The following is a 17,430-nucleotide window of genomic DNA, read 5'->3' on the forward strand; positions in this document are numbered from 1 at the left end:
TAAGACACTTAACTAAGTGACAATTTAACTTATTATAACGCCAGTGTTATTCAAACCCAACGTAGAAAAGGCTGAAGAAGGCTCATGTTTGGTGGAATATTTCGCAATAAGACTATAACCCAAGGCGTTTTACTAACTCAGCCGCAGGTAAATAGCCTGGTAAGAACTCACCACTTTCCAACACTATGCTTGGCGTGCCACGAACGCCCACTTCATTACCTAATTTATATTGTTCAGCGACAGGGTTAACGCATTTATTTTCAGGAACTTCTACTCCCAACTTTGCTTGCGCTAGCCACTCTTTAGGGTCTGCTGAACACCATATACTGACCATTTTGGTATAAGTCTCAGAACCAACCCCTGCTCTTGGGTAAGCCAAGTAACGAACAGTCACACCTGCCTCGTTCAGCTTGGGAACTTCTTTATGAAGCATTCGACAATAGCCACAATCTACATCAGTAAATACAGTGATATGCGCTTTCTCGCTTTTTGCTTTATAAACAATCATTTGTGACTCAGGCAATGCCTCAATTTTAGCAAGCTTGGCTTTTTCTGTTTCATTTTCAAGCGTGGTATTGTCAATACGATAAAGATCACCAGCGACAAAATACTTACCATCTTGTGTAACGTGCAGTGTGGGCCCATTTTTCAGAGCGACAACATACAAGCCTGCATCATCATGCAGATTAACGCTTTCGACTTCATATTGAGGTAATGCATTTTGAATAGCGGATAAAACAGCAGTTTGATCAGCAAATACGATAGTGGAAAATGAGAAAAGAAATGCGCCTGCCACAGCAGAACGAAAGATACACAAAAAAGAACGCTTCATGAAAACCCCAAAGACATGATAAAACAGTCTCCATTAGGCCATACGACAGGGGGTTAGTTCCATAAAAAAAGGCGACTGACGTCGCCTTTTTTTAATAAGAAAAAATTAACGTTTAGCCAATTTTTCTTTGATACGTGCAGATTTACCAGAACGCTCGCGTAGGTAGTAGATCTTAGCTTGACGCACGTCACCGCGGCGTTTAACTTCGATGCTTTCAACCAAAGGGCTGTACGTTTGGAAAGCACGCTCAACACCGATACCGCTAGAAATTTTACGAACGGTAAATGCTGAGTTAAGACCACGGTTACGCTTAGAGATTACAATGCCTTCATAAGCCTGTAGACGCTCGCGTGAACCTTCTTTAACTTTAACTTGAACAACAATAGTATCACCAGGACCGAAGGCTGGGACTTCTTTTGTCATTTGTTCAGCTTCTATCTGCTGAATCAGTTTAGTTTTATTACTCATGGATGTGACTCCTAATGATATGGTTTCTTATCAGCTCGAAGGTTCTTCTTTCTGACAAGCTCGCAATTCCTACTCTGCCGAGGTTGAATCTTCAGTTTCGCGAATAAACTCTTCTAACAACAACTGCTGTTCCTTGTCCAACTCAAGGTTCTGCAGAAGGTCTGGCCGGCGCTGAAAAGTTCTTGCGAGCTTTTGCTTTAATCGCCAGCGTCTAATCTCCTCGTGGTTGCCACTAAGCAGCACTGATGGCACTGGTTCGCCATTTAGTACTTCTGGGCGAGTATAATGCGGACAATCCAACAAACCATCAGAGAATGAATCTTCATCCGCAGACGCTTGTTTTCCTAATACTCCTGGAACCATACGAAATACAGCATCCATTAGCACCATAGCCGGTAACTCGCCACCACTTAGGACAAAGTCGCCAATTGACCACTCTTCATCAATCTCAGATTGAATCAAACGCTCATCAACGCCTTCATAGCGACCTGCTACCAGAATAAATTCTGCTTGTTTAGCAAGTTGCTGCACGCCTTCTTGCGTTAGCGTACGCCCTTGGGGGGATAGATAAATAACTTTTGCATTGGGCACCGATAATTTGGCACTTGCAATGGCATCTTTGAGAGGCTGAACTTTCATCAACATCCCTGGACCACCACCATAAGGTCGATCATCTACAGTCTTATGCTTGTCATGAGTAAAGTCACGGGGATTAAAAAAATCCACCTCAACCAACCCAGACTTAATGGCTCTGCCTGTTACTCCATATTGGGTAATGGCCTGAAACATCTCCGGAAAGAGCGATATAACGCTAACCTTCACGTTGTGACCTCAGCTTATCTGTTTAAAATTCTGGATCCCAATCAACTACCATTTCCTGCTGTTCTAAATCGATGTTTAAAACATAAGTTCCTGGAGCATAAGGAATCAATCGCTCTTCACGATCAAAGCTACCTTCACACGCGCGGACAACAATCACATCATTCGCACCAGTTTCCATAAGTTGAGAAACCTTCCCTAAGAGGACTCCCTCTTTGGTAATAACCCTCAGACCTTCCAGTTGACTCCAGTAATAATCACCTTCGTCCAATTCTGGTAGCTCTGCTGCATCAATATAAACATCCATACCGCAGATCTCTTTTACTTGATCTCTGTCGCTATAGCCTTTAACGGATGCCACCAACCCACGCCCTTGCAGACGGCCTTGGCTTAATTCTACGGTTTTCCACCCACTAGGAGTTTTCAACCACCAATGCTTGTAATCAAAGATTCCTTGCATTGGGTCGGTGTGCGAATATAACTTCACCCACCCTTTGACACCATATACTGATGTAATGCGTCCAACCACAAGGGCTTGCTCAGGAGCGGCCGCTTGTTTTAACTCAGACATAGCATTACCTCAGTATTAAGCGCTTTTGCTAGCATCTTTTACAAGCTGCGCAGCACGGTCAGAAAGTTGAGCGCCTTGGCTAACCCAATGGTTTACGCGATCTAGATCGATGCGTAGACGTTCTTCTTGACCACGAGCAACAGGGTTAAAGAAACCCAAACGCTCGATATAACGACCATCACGAGCATTGCGGCTATCAGCCACGTTCAAGTGATAGAATGGGCGCTTTTTAGAGCCACCACGAGAAAGACGAATAGTTACCATATGATTGGTTCCTTATTGCTTAACGAAACACCCCTTGCCGAGTCGAATTTTTGACTCATACTACAAGAAGGCGGCATATTCTAGTCGATAAACTAGAAAAACGAAAGGGCGATTTACTCGCCCTTTCACTTTAATTGGAAGTTTTTTTAGTCCATCCAATAAAAACAAGCAAATAGCCCCCTTATTTAGGGAAACCTCCGCCACCAGGAAGACCTCCAGGCATCATTCCACCGAGGCCACGCATCATTTTTTGCATACCACCTTTGGCAGACATCTTCTTCATCATTTTCTGCATCTGCTTATGTTGTTTAAGCAAACGATTTAAATCCTGAATCTGTAGGCCAGCACCTGTTGAAATACGCTTTTTACGAGAACCATTAATTACATCGGGGTTACGGCGTTCAGCGGGTGTCATGGAATTAATTAACGCTTCCATTTGAACGAACATTTTGTCGTTCACTTTATCTTGAATATTGCCCAGCTGCCCCATGCCTGGAAGCTTATCTAACATGGAGGTCATTCCGCCCATGTTTTTCATTTGCTGAAGCTGTTCTTTAAAATCTTCTAAATCAAAGCCTTTGCCTTTCTTTAGTTTGCCTGCAAGTTTTTCAGCTTTATCTTTATCTATCTTTTGCTCTGCTTCCTCTATTAAGGAAAGCATATCGCCCATACCAAGGATACGAGAAGCCAAACGATCTGGGTGGAAAGGCTCCAAGGCATCCGTTTTTTCACCCACGCCTAAGAACTTAATCGGTTTGCCCGTAATGTGACGAACAGATAACGCTGCACCACCACGAGCATCACCATCTGTCTTGGTAAGAATAACACCAGTAAGCGGCAATACATCGCCAAACGCTTTGGCCGTATTAGCAGCATCTTGACCTGTCATTGCATCGACAACAAACAAGGTTTCAATTGGATTAACAGCAGCATGAAGCGCTTTGATCTCAGCCATCATATCTTCATCGACAGATAAACGGCCTGCTGTATCGACAATCAAAACATCTTTGTGCGCTTTCTTAGCGAAGTCGATAGCATTATTAACAATATCGATTGGCTTTTGAGACAAGTCGCTTGAAATGAAATCAACACCCACTTCTCCAGCCAGAGTTTCAAGCTGTTTAATAGCGGCAGGACGATAAATATCCGCACTCACAACTGAGACGGATTTTTTCTCACGCTCTTTCAAATACTTAGCAAGCTTGGCAGCAGATGTTGTTTTACCCGCACCTTGCAGACCAGCCAGTAGGATAACTGCTGGTCGAGCGGCACGAAGGTTTAGGCCATCGTTAGCCTGCCCCATGACATTCTCAAGTTCCTGTTTAACGATTTTCAGGAAGACTTGACCTGGACTCAAACTCTTAGAAACCTCGGTTCCTATTGCACGCTCTTTAACCGCAGCAATAAAATCTTTAACAACAGGCAAAGCAACGTCAGCTTCAAGCAGAGCCATACGCACTTCACGCAACACTTCTTGTATGTTGTCTTCAGTTAATTTAGCTCGACCTCGAATACGATCAAGCGAGGAAGTTAAGCGATTCGATAAATTGTCGAACATATTGCCCTCAAATTTTGACTCTAAATGGAAAAAACCTACAGTTTCAGTTTATCCAAGGTGAAATTGCCTCTATTATAACGGATAAATGATTTACACCCTATACCTTTACCCTGCGGAACCTTTAGTTTCATGACTCAATTATCGCTTTGGCTTGCTTGTATCGTTTGTTTGATTGCTGGCACAGCGTATTTTATTCGCCAGAAAAGCCTTTATACACAGTATGTAGGTGCGATTGCGATCGTTTCCCACACCCTTGCGCTTACACAAATACTGCTAAATCGTGATGGATTTAACTTTTTAACAATTGGCTTGCTCATTGCGTTAATTGGCAACAGCCTTCTATGGCTTAGCAATCGTAACAAAGATTTGTCTTTGCTACTTGGCACCGCATTTCCCCTTAGCGCCATTATCATTGCCCTGAATGCTATTGAACCATGGGATTTAACTCAATTACACAGCAACTCTTGGGGCACTAGCGCTCACATTCTTATTGCCTCGGTCGCTTATAGCTTATTCGCTACCGCTTGTGGCGTCGGGATTTTACTTGCTATGCAGGAGTATCAACTTAAGCACCACAAACTGAAGCAACTATTAAGAGTACCACCACTGCAGGTCCTAGAACGCTTGATGTTTGAATTTATTTGGGCCGCATTTATTTTGCTGACCATCACAATTGCTACTGGCTTTTACTTCATTGAGGATATGTTTGCTCAGCATCTGGTCCATAAAACATTTTTTACAATTGCTTCTTGGTTCGTATTTGCGGGTTTACTTCTTGGCAGATACATAGCTGGCTGGCGCGGACAATTAGCGGTAAAACTGACTCTGAGTGGCTTTTTCTTACTCATGCTTGGCTACTTTGGCAGCAAAATTGCGCTGCAAATTTTACAATATTAACAGCGCATGATGTAAAGTATGTTTGACAGTCAGATCTTAAGAACCAATAATCCAATTATCTACATAATCGAGGCGATCCCTTTTTGAACGAAGTACCCTTAGGTGTTCTTGGTGGAATACTTTTTTGTCTTATTTTACTTTCAGCTTTCTTTTCGAGTTCCGAGACAGGGATGTTGTCGATAAACAAATATCGACTAAAACACCTTGTAAAAAACAAGAACCGATCTGCAATCAAAGTAAACACTCTTTTAGAACGCCCAGATAGACTTATTGGCGTCATCCTAATCGGAAACAACTTTGTTAATATCCTAGCTTCCGCGATAGCAACCATCATTGCTGTACGCCTGTGGGGAGACGCTGGTGTAGCCATCGCAACGGCGGCACTAACTTTGGTGGTACTAATTTTTGCAGAGGTCACACCAAAAACGTTGGCGGCGATTCACCCAGAAAAAATCGCTTTTCCCGCGTCTTGGATTCTTGCAATTTTACTCAAAGTACTCTATCCACTCGTATGGCTAGTGAACGGCTTATCTAATGGGCTTTTACGCTTGATCGGTGTGCATGCATCGCAAAAGAATCACGACACGCTTGATTCCGAAGAATTAAGAACCGTCGTAAATGAGGCTAGTGGCTTAATCCCTGCGGCCCACCAAGAAATGCTGATATCCATACTCGACTTAGAAAGAGTCTCTGTTGAAGACATCATGGTGCCTCGAAACGAAGTTATCGGCATAGATATTGAAGACTCTATTGAAGAAATCATTGAGCAAATCTGTCAAAGCAGACACACGCGCATGCCCGTATATAATGGCGAAATTAACAAGGTAATCGGCATTTTGCACGCACGTCATGCAGCAGTATTCCTTCGCGATCCCACACCATCCAAAGCCGCGCTATTAAAAGCAACGGTTGAACCTTATTTCATCCCTGAAAGCACTTCGCTGAATACGGTCTTGCTCAACTTTCAGAAAGACCACCAGCAAATGGGTATCGTGGTTGATGAATACGGTGATGTTCAGGGTATTGCTGCATTAGAAGACGTACTTGAAGAAATCGTGGGTGAATTTACGCCACCAACACAAGACGAAGATGAAGAAATTCAGACACTGGACGACGGGTCATTTAGAATTGAAGGCTCGACACACATTCGAGAAATAAACAAAACATTGGATTGGCATTTACCGACAGACGGACCAAAAACATTAAATGGTCTTATCATCGAAACACTGGAATTCATCCCTGAACACCCTATTAGCTTATGGGTTGGGCACTACATGATTGAAATCCAAGAAATCGAAGACAAAGTCGTTAAATACGCAAAACTTCAGCTAAAGCGTTAAGGAAATATCATGAGATACTGCCCGCAATGCGGTCACGCCGTCAATATGACCATCCCTGCCGGGGATAATCGACTACGTGCGGTTTGCCCAAGTTGCGAGTTTATCGATTACGACAACCCTAGGCTAATCACTGGCACCATCCCTCTTTATAACGGCAAAATATTGCTTTGCAGGCGTAACATTGAACCACGCCTAGGTTTCTGGACATTACCTGCTGGCTTCATGGAAAACCAAGAAACAACCAGTGAAGGTGCGTTAAGAGAAACACTAGAAGAGAGCGGCTCAGTCGCCATATGCAAACAAGCATTTAGCATGATTAGCATCCCTCGCATCAACCAAGTTCACCTTTTCTACATCGCACAATTAGAAAGAGATGACTTTCATACAACTGAAGAAAGCTCCGAAGTTGCCTTGTTTGCTCTTGATGAAATCCCTTGGGATGAACTGGCCTTTAGCAGCGTCAGTAAAACCATCGAACTTTTCATCGCTGATCATAAAAAAGGCCATTACGGCTTTCACGAAGATACGATTCACTTCAATACTGTATCGGAATAAAGTGGTAGGCCACCTCTTCATAGGGGTGAGCCAATAACAATGCGGCCAGCACTCCAGCCTTTACCTCATCATCCAGAACGATCTCGACTCGATATTCATCAACAAACTCCAACTCATCAAGCTTACCTAGAAATGGCGTAGCGCCTTTTCTAGGACGGAACTGCCCCTGCCCTTTTACTTGCCAGCAACAGGAATCATAATCCCCCATAGCGCCCGCACCAGCAGAAAACACAGCCTGCTTTACAGACTCCAAATGCGACTCAGGCACATAAAATATTAACGAATACATAACACCCTCTCACTACACCAACTTTATTAAACTCAAAAATCATCTCACCAGAGACTAACCTGCTCCTGACTGTGCGGTAAAGCCAAAGCACTTTGATAATAAGGGTTTAAAATACGAACTCTTTCATCCAATTGCGCCGCCAAGGTTGGCGCAGCAATATTATCGGATGAGTGAACAAACACACTTGGGGTAAGTCCTTGTGACAACCACTGAGACAATTTTGCCGCCCATTGGTCTAGCCATAATTCATTGCGTGGCAAATCAGGATGGCCAATGAAACGCACCACAGGATGATTGGCTGTAACCACAGGATGGCAAGGCACTCTTGGTTTCTTCTTCTGTGCATCAATCAGACTTTCACAATAAGCATCTGTCGAAAAAACAGGCCGAGAGTCCATTACCACACGATTAACTTCACGATCAGACAATCCTGCTAAAAAACGTCGTTCTGTCTGAGACTTATTAAAATAGGCTAGATGACGCACTTCAACAGATAAAGGTGTAGATAACGTCCACATATCGCACAGGGCAAAAATAGTGTCCAAAGCACGCTCATCGCATATAGCAGGGAACTGCAACATGGTTGGACCAAGCTTAGCCTGTAACGGTTGCAAGGAAAGCATAAAAGCTAACCAATCGTGCTGAACGTCACTCCAAGAACGCTCTATTAATCGATGGGTCACGGTTTGAGGGGCTTTGAAACTGAATTTAAATCCATCAACAACAGACTCGTACCAACGCAATAACTGTGCATCGTCCACTTTGGTGTAAAAAGTACTACCAACTTCAACCGTAGAAAACACGTGTGAATACCGACCCAAACGCTCCCCTGTTGGTAAAGACGTGGGATAAAGCCAATTAACCCAAGCAGGGTGCTGCCATTGCGCCATACCATAATGAATTTTCATAGATCCCTTAAATACACCTTAAGACTTTAATATCACACCACCTAAAGCCCATGGTACCTATAAAAGACACCAACTGAAAACCAAACACCACTCAGACTAACTTGCACATAAGTGTCAAACAACTCTCTACGCTAGACAAAGAAGCCCTGCCTATTTCGTCATGAGCCTTGGGCCAGTGCCTTTCTCACCCAACTCATCATAAGGGTTAAGAAGCCGACACCTTTCCAGAGAAAGACAACCACAACCGATACAATCAGCCATCATTTCTTTCAGCTCAACCAATTGGGTGATCTTCTTATCAAGCTCATTTTGCCATCTGCCGCCCAACGCCTCCCAGTCATCTATAGTAACGCGGGTGCGATTGGGCAACCCTTCAAGCTCCAATAAAATATCCTCCAAAGAAAAGCCTGTTCGCTGAGCAACCTGAATAATAGAAACAACCCGAATGACATGCTTTGGATACTGCCTATGGTTAGATGTATTTCTTTGGCTCTTGATTAGCCCTTTTCTTTCATAGAAATGCAAAGCCGACACCGACACACCAGTTCTTTCACTTAACACTCCCACTGAAATCCATTCAGGCATTATTATTTTTCGCATTTAACGCTTGACCTAAACTTAAGTTGAGGTATCAGAATAGCTATAAACCCAAGCTAACTCAAGCCAGTACTTAATAAACAGCTGAGAAAACACTTGAGAAAATACCATCTACATTCAGGAAGAGAACCTTAATGAAAAATGACTTATTAGAATCCAGAGCTCTTTGCCTGCTGCTAATTTCTACATTAACCGTGATGTCCAACGCCACTATTGCTCCGGCATTACCAGGATTAGCCAACGAGTTTTCGGGAACACCTTCAGCCGATTTCTGGGTAAAAATGCTATTACCTATCCCAGCTTTATTTGTGGTGATTTTTGCGCCGATCTTAGGCTGGACAGCGGATAAGTTCGGTCGCCGAAATCAAATCATCATTGCGACGACCATCTTTGCCATCGCCGGAGCTGCTGGTACACAGCTGCAAGACTTAGAAGCTATTATTATCAGCCGAGCCATTCTGGGCATATGTGTCGCTGGACTAATGACCGCTGTAACGGCGTTAATAACCGATTATTATTCTGGTCCGAAAAGAAGCCAATTTATGGGACTACAACAAGCTTTCTCCAATATTGGAGGCATTCTTTTCATCGTTACAGCGGGCTATTTAGCAGGCATCAGCGCTCGACTGCCTTTTTATATCTACGCCATTGCTATTCTGTTGCTTCCGCTCATATTCCTGTCTATTCGTGACAGCAAGCAAATCAATCAGCCAAACGATAACCAACAAGACGATACCAATACCAGCTGGAAGCTACCGCTCATCGGCTGCTCTCTTCTCCTTTTTTGCCACTTAATCGTCTTTTATATCCTGCCAACACAAATTCCATTTTTTATGGTGGATATTGGTATCACTGATCCAAGTAAATCAGGCTTGGCAATCGGAATGGGGACATTAATCGCCGCGATAACCGGCGTATTTTTTGGCAAGCTGGTTGCCAAAATCCAAAGCTATGGCGTCGCACTCATCGGCTTTATTACCATGAGCATTGGCATGCTCGTGCTATCACAAGCCACATCGTTCAGCTTAGTTATTCTCGGTTGCGGCCTCATGGGTGCTTGCATGGGATTGGTAATGCCAAATTTCATGGTAAAGGGCATGGCGCTTGCGCCAAACAACAAGCGCGGACTCGCATCTGGCGTGCTGACAAGTAGCATCTTCATTGGACAATTTGTTTCACCTTTTGTCACCTCAACTCTTATCGCCAAGTTTGGATACAGTGACTTTTACTTATTAGCAGGGGCTTTTACTTTAGTTCTAGCCATTGCAGGCGCAGCCACTCTGAAAAAACAATCTACTCTCACTACAAACGTCAATAAAGGAAACTAAAATGAAAGTACTGGCCTTCGGCACAAGCAACAGCAAAAACTCTATCAACAAGAAACTGGCTTTTTATGCTGCCCAGCAAATCAACAACGCAGACGTGTCACTAATCGACATTAACGACTTTGAAATGCCAATCTATAGCGAAGACAGGGAAAAAGAGTCAGGCATTCCGCAGCTCGCGCATGATTTTTATAAGGCAATAGGCTCGGCCGATAGCATCGTGATGTCATTCGCCGAATACAACGGTTCTTATACTTCTGCCTATAAAAACCTATTCGACTGGACATCCCGAATAGACATGAAAGTTTTTCAGAATAAAGCTGTTCTTATGCTATCCACCTCACCGGGCCCCAGTGGAGCGCAAAGCGTTTTAGCTGCCGCACAAGCCTCAGCATCCTACTTTGCAGCGAGCGTAATCGGTGCCATATCATTACCGAGCTTCTTTGATAACTTTGATACAACAAAGGGAGTGGTTACCAATGAAACATTTAAACAACACCTATTAAGCAGTATTGATAAGCTTTCTTTTTAATTAAAATGCCCCAAAAAAGTAACAGCAAGATTCATACTCTCGCTGTTACTCTCAACACACTCTAGTCTAAATACTTTGTGAGCTATAAGGATGGGATTGGGTGATACTCAATACTATCTATCGTGTAGGTTTTTTCTCCCGCTGCCAGACGAATAGTCACGTCATCATCTTCTTGTTTTTTCAATAGTGCTTTTGCCACAGGTGAGTCAACACTTATATAAGCTGAATTGTGATCCAATTCATCTGGCCCGACAATACGATGTGTACGCAGCTCGCCATCCTCATCCTCTAAGGTCACCCAAGCACCAAAAAAAACCCGCGACTGATCTGTAGGAAGACGATCAACCACGGTACAGATATCCAAACGTTTTTCCAGATAGCGTACCCGACGATCGATTTCTCGCAGCTGTTTTTTACCATAGATATATTCCGCATTCTCAGAACGATCACCTTGCGCTGCCGCCTCTCGAACGGTTTCCGTGACAGCTGGACGCTTTTCTTTCCACAAATACTTAAGCTCAGCCAGCAAGGTTTGAGCACCTTCGTGGGTTATGTATGCAGATTTTGGTGGAGATGGTGGACGATATCGACTCATTAATAGCAGCCTTCTTTTAACAATAAAAATTAACCAGTAAAAACAAAAATGCCGCCAGCTATTATTACTGGCGGCATTACATATATTTAGCAATCAGACATTAATTTAAAAAACTATGACTCTTGCTTATGAACATGAACATCCATTTGAGGATATGGAATACCAACGCCACGCTCATCAAAGGTGTATTTAATTTTTTCTAAAAGGTCTGCACGCACAGTCCAGTAATCGCCCGATGCAACCCATGGGCGCAAGAAGAAGTTCACCGAACTGTCAGCCAGCTCAGAGACCGCGATTAAGCACGCAGGATCTTTTAATATACGCTCATCAGCATTAACAATTTCTTCCATTATCTGCTTAGCCAAACGAATATCTGCATCGTAGCTAATGCCAATAACAAGGTCTAAACGACGAGTCGATTCACGAGAGAAGTTCACAATAGAGCCATTCATTACAGAAGAGTTTGGCACGATGATAACGCGATTATCTGGCGTTTTAAGATGAGTATGAAATAGCTCAATACGATTAACCGTCCCCATTTGGCCGCCAGCATCAATAAAGTCACCAGAGCGGAATGGACGTAATATAATAATCAACACACCTGATGCAAAGTTAGACAAGGATCCCTGCAATGCAAGACCGACAGCCAAACCTGCAGCACCAAGAATCGCTATAAAGGATGTCGTCTCTACTCCAATTTGACCAAGCGCCATCAGAGCAACGCCAGTAAACATCAGAGCATATAAAATGCTCGATGCGAAGCCTGCAACCGCCTGATCAACGGACCCTTTCAGCAATCGCTTCTCACACCAACGAGCCACTTTGGAAGCGATGAACTTACCCACAAAGAAAACAACAAGACCAATTACTAAGTTGATAACACTATCAGCCAACCAAGGCATCAGCTCGGAGCCTTGATCAAATAACGACTCTAACTCATTCATAATATTTAATTCCCTTACTATTCCACTTTAAATTTAATCAGATTAAATAATTTGATTTATGCTGCCACTCATCAAGTAATTTTTCCAGCTGATAAACGCCATTCCTATTAAAAAGCACACAAGATTGCCCATTAATAGAATGTAATCCTTTAACGCCAGACTCATCAATCAGCAAGCATTGCTCCCTTAGGGCATCTACAGCACCATCATCCCGCACACTCATGCCCAAGAAAGCACTCCATTCATGTTCTGGTAAAGCACCTTTAATCGCCTTATCTAACAATGCAATGCACTGTGCTTGTGTCATCCTATAATAGGGTACTTTTGATTGATGACGAATAAAAAACAACGTCAATGCAAGCAACAACAAAAAAAGGCAACCGATAGAAACTAGAAGCTGGACCAACATTATTTAAAATCATAGGCAAGTAATGAATCTTTCGCCCTTAGAAGATGCTCTGCATGCTCCACCTCATAGCCATCCATCTCAAGTCGAAACTTCATTTTCGCAGGCTTGGGCAGATCCCCCCACTGATCGTGGGTAGGTATGTGCATTGTTTTCTCTGTAACAATATAAAATGCCGAGATATCTTCATGTGTCGATAAATCTTCGCTAAGCTGGTCCAACAAATGCTTAATTCGAATGCTGGCTTCAATCCAATTAAGCTCTTCTGTCCCTACCGTTTTCAAAAGCACTCGAATACTATCAATTCTTTTTTGACGCTCTTCCAAGAAACGGTCTTCTCCTGCACGAATTTTTTTCTCTCGCAGTTTATTCATCTTCAATTGGCGCCTAATAAACCAAAGAGAGACTGCAATCACACCAACACAACAAACTAAAACGACTAAAAACGCAGTAAAAGACATAAAACACCCTATCCAAATAACACAATCTTACTTTTCGAGATAAGTAAGCGACAACATAGCATCAAACAAACCCGGCGTAGAAACCAAAAGACCTTCACCATTCACCACAACAGGCCAACTATCAGAAGGTTGAAGATAACGCCCAACCTGAGCACCCGCTTCTTCCGCTATTAAAGTGCCGGCAGCCATATCCCATGGTTTCACACTTTCAAAATAGGCATCCAAACGACCTGCAGCCACCCAACATAAGTCCAAAGCTGCAGAGCCATTACGTCGCACATCCTGACAGTGGTGCAAAATACGCGAAACTCTTTCGAGAATAGGTAATAACGCATCTTTTTGATAAGGAAAGCCAGTCGCTACCAATGCATTTCGTCGTTCTTTCGCACCGGATACCGCCAAACGCTCTTCATTACAGTAAGCGCCTTCACCTTTAATAGCCCAAAAGCACTCTTCTAAAAAAGGGGCATTAACAACACCTAAAACACGCTCATTGCCAATATAGAGACCAATAGAAACGGCAACATGATGATGTCCATGTGCAAAGTTCACCGTTCCATCTATAGGGTCAATTACCCAAACGGGGGTGCTGTTACCGACACTAGCAAGATCCAAACTCGGTGACGACTCTTCGGATAAAATACAATGCAAAGGGTAACGCGCAAGGATGCTGGAACAAATATATTGATCGACGGCAATATCTGTGGTCGTTACCAATTCATGGTCCATTTTATAATCCCGCACAAAAGTTGACTCAGCTCTTGCTGCAACAATCATTTCGCCCGCTTTAACGGCAAGCTCTTTGGCAAAATCCAACCATTCAACAGCGTTATCTTGCACACTCCCCCCCTTTTTTAAAATAAGTATCTCGGACTTAGTCAGCTAATCGAACATTCAACCAATGAGAGATATCTTGCACCTGTTCAGGACAGACCGAATGAGGCATTTCATAGGCTTTATATTCCACAGAATAGCCCTTAGATAACAATAGATCTCTTGCCTGAATCGACAACGCAGGAGAAACCACAGGATCTTGCGAACCATGGTGAATAAGAATAGGTGTCTGCCCATTAACACAAGAATCCGCTTCCTCCACTTTATCTCCATTGACCAAATAGGTTGATAAAGCGAGAACGCCAGCCACTTGATATTTCGTATGCAAAGCCGTTTGATAAGCAATAACACCACCCTGAGAAAATCCTGCCAATATAATTCGGCTCGGAGAAATTCCTTGATCAATTTGATCCTGAATCAATTGCTCTACTTGAGCACAAGATTCATTGATATTAGCCATATCGACTTTACGCTCTAGCGTCATCTCGTAGATGTCATACCATGCACGCATTTCCATGCCACCATTTATGGTAACAGGGCGTCGAGGCGCATGAGGAAAAACAAAGCGAACCTTCAACGTAGGAAGCAGAGAAAGCGCAGGAACCAAAGATTCAAAATCATGACCATCAGAGCCAAGGCCATGCAACCAAATAATCGCAGCATCTGGCTGCTCATGAGTTTCCACTACTACAGAAGGCAATACATCGGTCATTTTTCAAACACTCCAAAAAAATAGGCTATCGCAATTCGCCATAGCCTATCATATTGCCGTATTTCACTCACTCTCACCTTTACTGCATAGTGTAATTATTAATACAGCGCACATGAGATATTAATGCTCAACAGGAAAACGCATCTCCAAGACCTCCTGCTTATCACTTAACGTAAACAAAACATCCGCTCTATTGGGCATTACCGCCAACATATGCCGAGTTAATCTTTCGTAATACTGCATGAACCCTTTCAGCTCATCCGAAGACATTACTTTTAGATCAATGGTATCAAGCAATATCCCATGGATATCATGAAGGTGATTTTCCAACATGCGCTCCTGCTTATTGCGCCAATGATATACAACGTCATAACTAGGGGCCTGCATCCAAGTCATTAGATCAATCTTTGAAAATAATGTTTTATAATCCTCTTCTAAAAATTGATTCACCTTATTGCGCCAGACCCCTTGTGCATCTTCCCGCTCTTCGAGAGCGTTGATTGGAGAATTCATAAGATCCATCATTGGTGGCGCACCAACACACCACCCCTCAAATAACACCACATCGACCGGACCCTGAACTTCTTTCCACAAATGAACCGATTTTCTATCGTCTATCGACTTATCGAAGCAAGGGAACTTCATCACCTCACCTTCTTTCAAATTTTTTAAGCGATCAAATAAACTTAGAGCAAAGCGAACATCATGAGTACCCGGCACACCACGCACGGCAAACATGGACGAAGTTTGGCTAGCAAACTTCATTCTGTCGTGCTGAGTACTGTATAAATCATCCAGACTGATTACCACGCAATTCAGATCAAAGCCTTTATTAAGAATACGGCTTACAACACTACAAAAAGTCGTTTTTCCACAACCTTGCGCCCCACCCACACCGACAATTAAGGGGCCTTGCCCAATATGCGCCTTTTGACTCAACCAATTAGAAAAAGGTAAATACAATCGATCCATTTGATCAACTAGGGAAGCATCTGCATATAAACAGCTTAGCGTCTGCTCCACCTCAAATCTCAACCGATGAGATAATGTGTCAGGCATACTTAAATTTACGAAATCAAAATCACTCTGTTGCTTAAACATAACGAGCACCTCCGTAAGTGTCATTATTGAAGTATAGTAAACGACAGGATTCTTGATTGTTTTTTACACTAGGAGGTAAAAGGCAAATTTAATTGAAAAGGTTGCGGTGGTGTCAGGCGATAACCAACACCAATGAGACGAACTGAACGAGGAGATCTAGAAAAGGCCAGCTGCAACAATTCAGAAAATGCGTCTTCTGTTAATTTTCCTTTTATTGGCCGCTCAACTGTCGTTTGCTTGAAATCATCAAATTTAATTTTGAGATAATACTTACTAAGCTGTGACTCATAACCTCGGCCTAACATACGCTTCTTCAAATCCGCCAATAGCATAGGCAAAACGGCTTGGCACTCTTTGATGTCCAACAAATCTTTCGCAAACGTATGCTCGACAGAAACACTTTTCCTTTCTCTAGAAGTCACCACAGGACGATCATCAATCCCCAAAGCCAATTGAGAAAGACGATAAGACATACTACCAAAACTCTTCTGCAGCAACGCAAAATCCAACTGCTGCAGATCGGCACACTTAAACACCCCCAAGGCAGCTAATCGCTCTTGTGCAACGCGCCCAACCCCAGAGATAGCTTTAACAGGTATATCAGAAACAAATTTACGCTGCGCTTCTGGTGTCACGACAGTCAAGCCATCAGGCTTATCCCAATCACTAGCCACCTTAGCAATAAACTTATTCGTCGCGACACCAGCTGAAACGGTAATCCCTACCTCGCTAGCAATTCGAGACTTTATTTCTTGAGCAATTCGCGTCGCGCTCCCTTGTAGGCACTCAGAATCTGTCACATCAAGATACGCCTCATCCAACGACAGCGGTTCAATAATATCGGTAAATGCTCGAAAAATTGCGTGCATTTGCTCAGAAGCAACTCGGTACTTACTCATATTTCCTGGCAGAATAATTAACGATGGGCAAAGGCGCTTAGCCACCGAAGTCGGCATCGCAGAACGAACCCCATAAACACGAGCCGCATAATTCGCAGTAGCAAGTACGCCACGACTATTTTCAGGTCCACCAATTGCAATTGGCTTATCTCCCAAACTAGGATCATCGCGCATCTCTACGGCGGCATAAAAGCAGTCGGCGTCAACATGTATAATTTTTCTATTTGGTGACATAACAAAAGCACTGTATAAAAAAACAGTATACTATTAATTCTCTCTACCCTTCATCAAGTATAGAAAAAGAAAATAGATATCACTAAAAATCACCCTCCATGCAAAACCCAGCCAAAAACACTAGAAAATTAACGCGATAAGCATATTTACTATCAAAAACAAAGAAAAAGTGCTTTTTTAAGCGCTCAAACATGGACGCTAGAGCGTAAAATGGTTTACATTTTGTCCATTAGATTCGCCAAGTTAAAAACAAAAACGTTTTTAAACACACAGTAAATGCTTAAGACCT

At 43.0% G+C, this 17,430-nt stretch carries 22 protein-coding genes; 5 read left to right on the plus strand and 17 right to left on the minus strand.

What is annotated here, in order from left to right; all coding sequences use genetic code 11:
• Positions 1–112 precede the first annotated feature (112 nt).
• The 6 genes from JSY38_RS06080 to ffh all read right to left on the minus strand — a co-directional run bounded on the left by JSY38_RS06080 (position 113) and on the right by ffh (position 4,512).
• Positions 113–832, minus strand: coding sequence for a thioredoxin fold domain-containing protein (locus JSY38_RS06080; protein ID WP_114412616.1), 720 nt, complete (start codon positions 830–832; stop codon positions 113–115).
• 105 nt (positions 833–937) lie between these two features.
• On the minus strand, positions 938–1,300 hold the full coding sequence (gene rplS, locus JSY38_RS06085) for a 50S ribosomal protein L19 (protein WP_012071433.1): 363 nt from the start codon (positions 1,298–1,300) through the stop codon (positions 938–940).
• 69 nt (positions 1,301–1,369) lie between these two features.
• Entirely contained in the window at positions 1,370–2,122 is a 753-nt protein-coding gene (gene trmD, locus JSY38_RS06090) for a tRNA (guanosine(37)-N1)-methyltransferase TrmD (protein WP_114412617.1), read from the minus strand.
• Between the two features lie 22 nt (positions 2,123–2,144).
• Positions 2,145–2,690: a ribosome maturation factor RimM gene (rimM, locus tag JSY38_RS06095; protein ID WP_205115826.1), complete on the minus strand. Its 546-nt coding sequence runs from the start codon at positions 2,688–2,690 to the stop codon at positions 2,145–2,147.
• Between the two features lie 15 nt (positions 2,691–2,705).
• Positions 2,706–2,954, minus strand: coding sequence for a 30S ribosomal protein S16 (gene rpsP / locus JSY38_RS06100; protein WP_114412619.1), 249 nt, complete (start codon positions 2,952–2,954; stop codon positions 2,706–2,708).
• Positions 2,955–3,135: 181 nt separating this feature from the next.
• Positions 3,136–4,512 carry a signal recognition particle protein gene (gene ffh, locus JSY38_RS06105; protein WP_114412620.1) on the minus strand — a complete coding sequence of 459 codons (1,377 nt, stop codon included), beginning with the start codon at positions 4,510–4,512 and terminating at the stop codon, positions 3,136–3,138.
• Between the two features lie 129 nt (positions 4,513–4,641).
• On the opposite strand from ffh, the gene JSY38_RS06110 reads away from it, so the two are divergent.
• The 3 genes from JSY38_RS06110 to JSY38_RS06120 all read left to right on the plus strand — a co-directional run bounded on the left by JSY38_RS06110 (position 4,642) and on the right by JSY38_RS06120 (position 7,304).
• Entirely contained in the window at positions 4,642–5,409 is a 768-nt protein-coding gene (locus tag JSY38_RS06110; RefSeq protein ID WP_205115834.1) for a cytochrome C assembly family protein, read from the plus strand.
• Positions 5,410–5,492: 83 nt separating this feature from the next.
• Positions 5,493–6,749: an HlyC/CorC family transporter gene (locus tag JSY38_RS06115; RefSeq protein ID WP_114412622.1), complete on the plus strand. Its 1,257-nt coding sequence runs from the start codon at positions 5,493–5,495 to the stop codon at positions 6,747–6,749.
• A gap of 9 nt (positions 6,750–6,758) precedes the next feature.
• Positions 6,759–7,304 carry an NUDIX hydrolase gene (locus tag JSY38_RS06120; protein WP_114412623.1) on the plus strand — a complete coding sequence of 182 codons (546 nt, stop codon included), beginning with the start codon at positions 6,759–6,761 and terminating at the stop codon, positions 7,302–7,304.
• Here JSY38_RS06120 and JSY38_RS06125 read toward each other — a convergent pair.
• The 3 genes from JSY38_RS06125 to soxR form a co-directional block, all read right to left on the minus strand.
• Positions 7,285–7,593 carry a YqfO family protein gene (locus JSY38_RS06125; protein ID WP_114412624.1) on the minus strand — a complete coding sequence of 103 codons (309 nt, stop codon included), beginning with the start codon at positions 7,591–7,593 and terminating at the stop codon, positions 7,285–7,287. The two genes, JSY38_RS06120 and JSY38_RS06125, sit on opposite strands and share 20 nt — an antisense overlap.
• Positions 7,594–7,637: 44 nt before the next feature.
• A complete protein-coding gene (locus JSY38_RS06130; protein ID WP_205115835.1) occupies positions 7,638–8,501 on the minus strand; it encodes a DUF72 domain-containing protein in 864 nt (287 codons plus the stop codon).
• Between the two features lie 150 nt (positions 8,502–8,651).
• Complete coding sequence (soxR, locus tag JSY38_RS06135) at positions 8,652–9,101, minus strand: redox-sensitive transcriptional activator SoxR (RefSeq protein WP_205115836.1); 450 nt, start codon at positions 9,099–9,101, stop codon at positions 8,652–8,654.
• A gap of 131 nt (positions 9,102–9,232) precedes the next feature.
• Between soxR and JSY38_RS06140 the strand changes: the two genes are divergently transcribed.
• Together JSY38_RS06140 and JSY38_RS06145 are read left to right on the plus strand one after the other, a co-directional pair.
• Positions 9,233–10,426, plus strand: a complete 1,194-nt coding sequence (locus JSY38_RS06140; RefSeq protein WP_205115837.1) for an MFS transporter — start codon at positions 9,233–9,235, stop codon at positions 10,424–10,426.
• Between the two features lies 1 nt (position 10,427).
• Positions 10,428–10,955, plus strand: coding sequence for an NADPH-dependent FMN reductase (locus JSY38_RS06145; RefSeq protein ID WP_205115838.1), 528 nt, complete (start codon positions 10,428–10,430; stop codon positions 10,953–10,955).
• Between the two features lie 82 nt (positions 10,956–11,037).
• Here JSY38_RS06145 and greB read toward each other — a convergent pair whose 3' ends face one another.
• The 8 genes from greB to dinB form a co-directional block, all read right to left on the minus strand.
• Positions 11,038–11,550 carry a transcription elongation factor GreB gene (greB, locus tag JSY38_RS06150; protein ID WP_114412636.1) on the minus strand — a complete coding sequence of 171 codons (513 nt, stop codon included), beginning with the start codon at positions 11,548–11,550 and terminating at the stop codon, positions 11,038–11,040.
• A gap of 113 nt (positions 11,551–11,663) precedes the next feature.
• The gene (locus JSY38_RS06155) at positions 11,664–12,494 is read right to left on the minus strand and encodes a mechanosensitive ion channel family protein (RefSeq protein WP_205115840.1); all 831 of its coding nucleotides are present in this window, start codon (positions 12,492–12,494) and stop codon (positions 11,664–11,666) included.
• Between the two features lie 37 nt (positions 12,495–12,531).
• Positions 12,532–12,903, minus strand: coding sequence for a hypothetical protein (locus JSY38_RS06160; RefSeq protein WP_205115841.1), 372 nt, complete (start codon positions 12,901–12,903; stop codon positions 12,532–12,534).
• Entirely contained in the window at positions 12,903–13,361 is a 459-nt protein-coding gene (locus tag JSY38_RS06165) for a DUF2489 domain-containing protein (protein ID WP_114412639.1), read from the minus strand. The genes JSY38_RS06160 and JSY38_RS06165 overlap by 1 nt, the downstream gene beginning before the upstream one ends.
• A gap of 27 nt (positions 13,362–13,388) precedes the next feature.
• A complete protein-coding gene (locus JSY38_RS06170; RefSeq protein WP_239544378.1) occupies positions 13,389–14,201 on the minus strand; it encodes an inositol monophosphatase family protein in 813 nt (270 codons plus the stop codon).
• Between the two features lie 34 nt (positions 14,202–14,235).
• Positions 14,236–14,907 carry an alpha/beta hydrolase gene (locus JSY38_RS06175; RefSeq protein ID WP_114412640.1) on the minus strand — a complete coding sequence of 224 codons (672 nt, stop codon included), beginning with the start codon at positions 14,905–14,907 and terminating at the stop codon, positions 14,236–14,238.
• Positions 14,908–15,027: 120 nt separating this feature from the next.
• Positions 15,028–16,008, minus strand: a complete 981-nt coding sequence (locus JSY38_RS06180; protein ID WP_114412641.1) for a hypothetical protein — start codon at positions 16,006–16,008, stop codon at positions 15,028–15,030.
• A gap of 68 nt (positions 16,009–16,076) precedes the next feature.
• Positions 16,077–17,141 (minus strand): DNA polymerase IV, encoded by a 1,065-nt coding sequence (dinB, locus tag JSY38_RS06185; RefSeq protein ID WP_114412642.1) that lies wholly within the window; start codon positions 17,139–17,141, stop codon positions 16,077–16,079.
• Positions 17,142–17,430: the final 289 nt, after the last annotated feature.

This window comes from Marinomonas foliarum (assembly GCF_016906065.1).
Taxonomy (GTDB): domain Bacteria; phylum Pseudomonadota; class Gammaproteobacteria; order Pseudomonadales; family Marinomonadaceae; genus Marinomonas; species Marinomonas foliarum.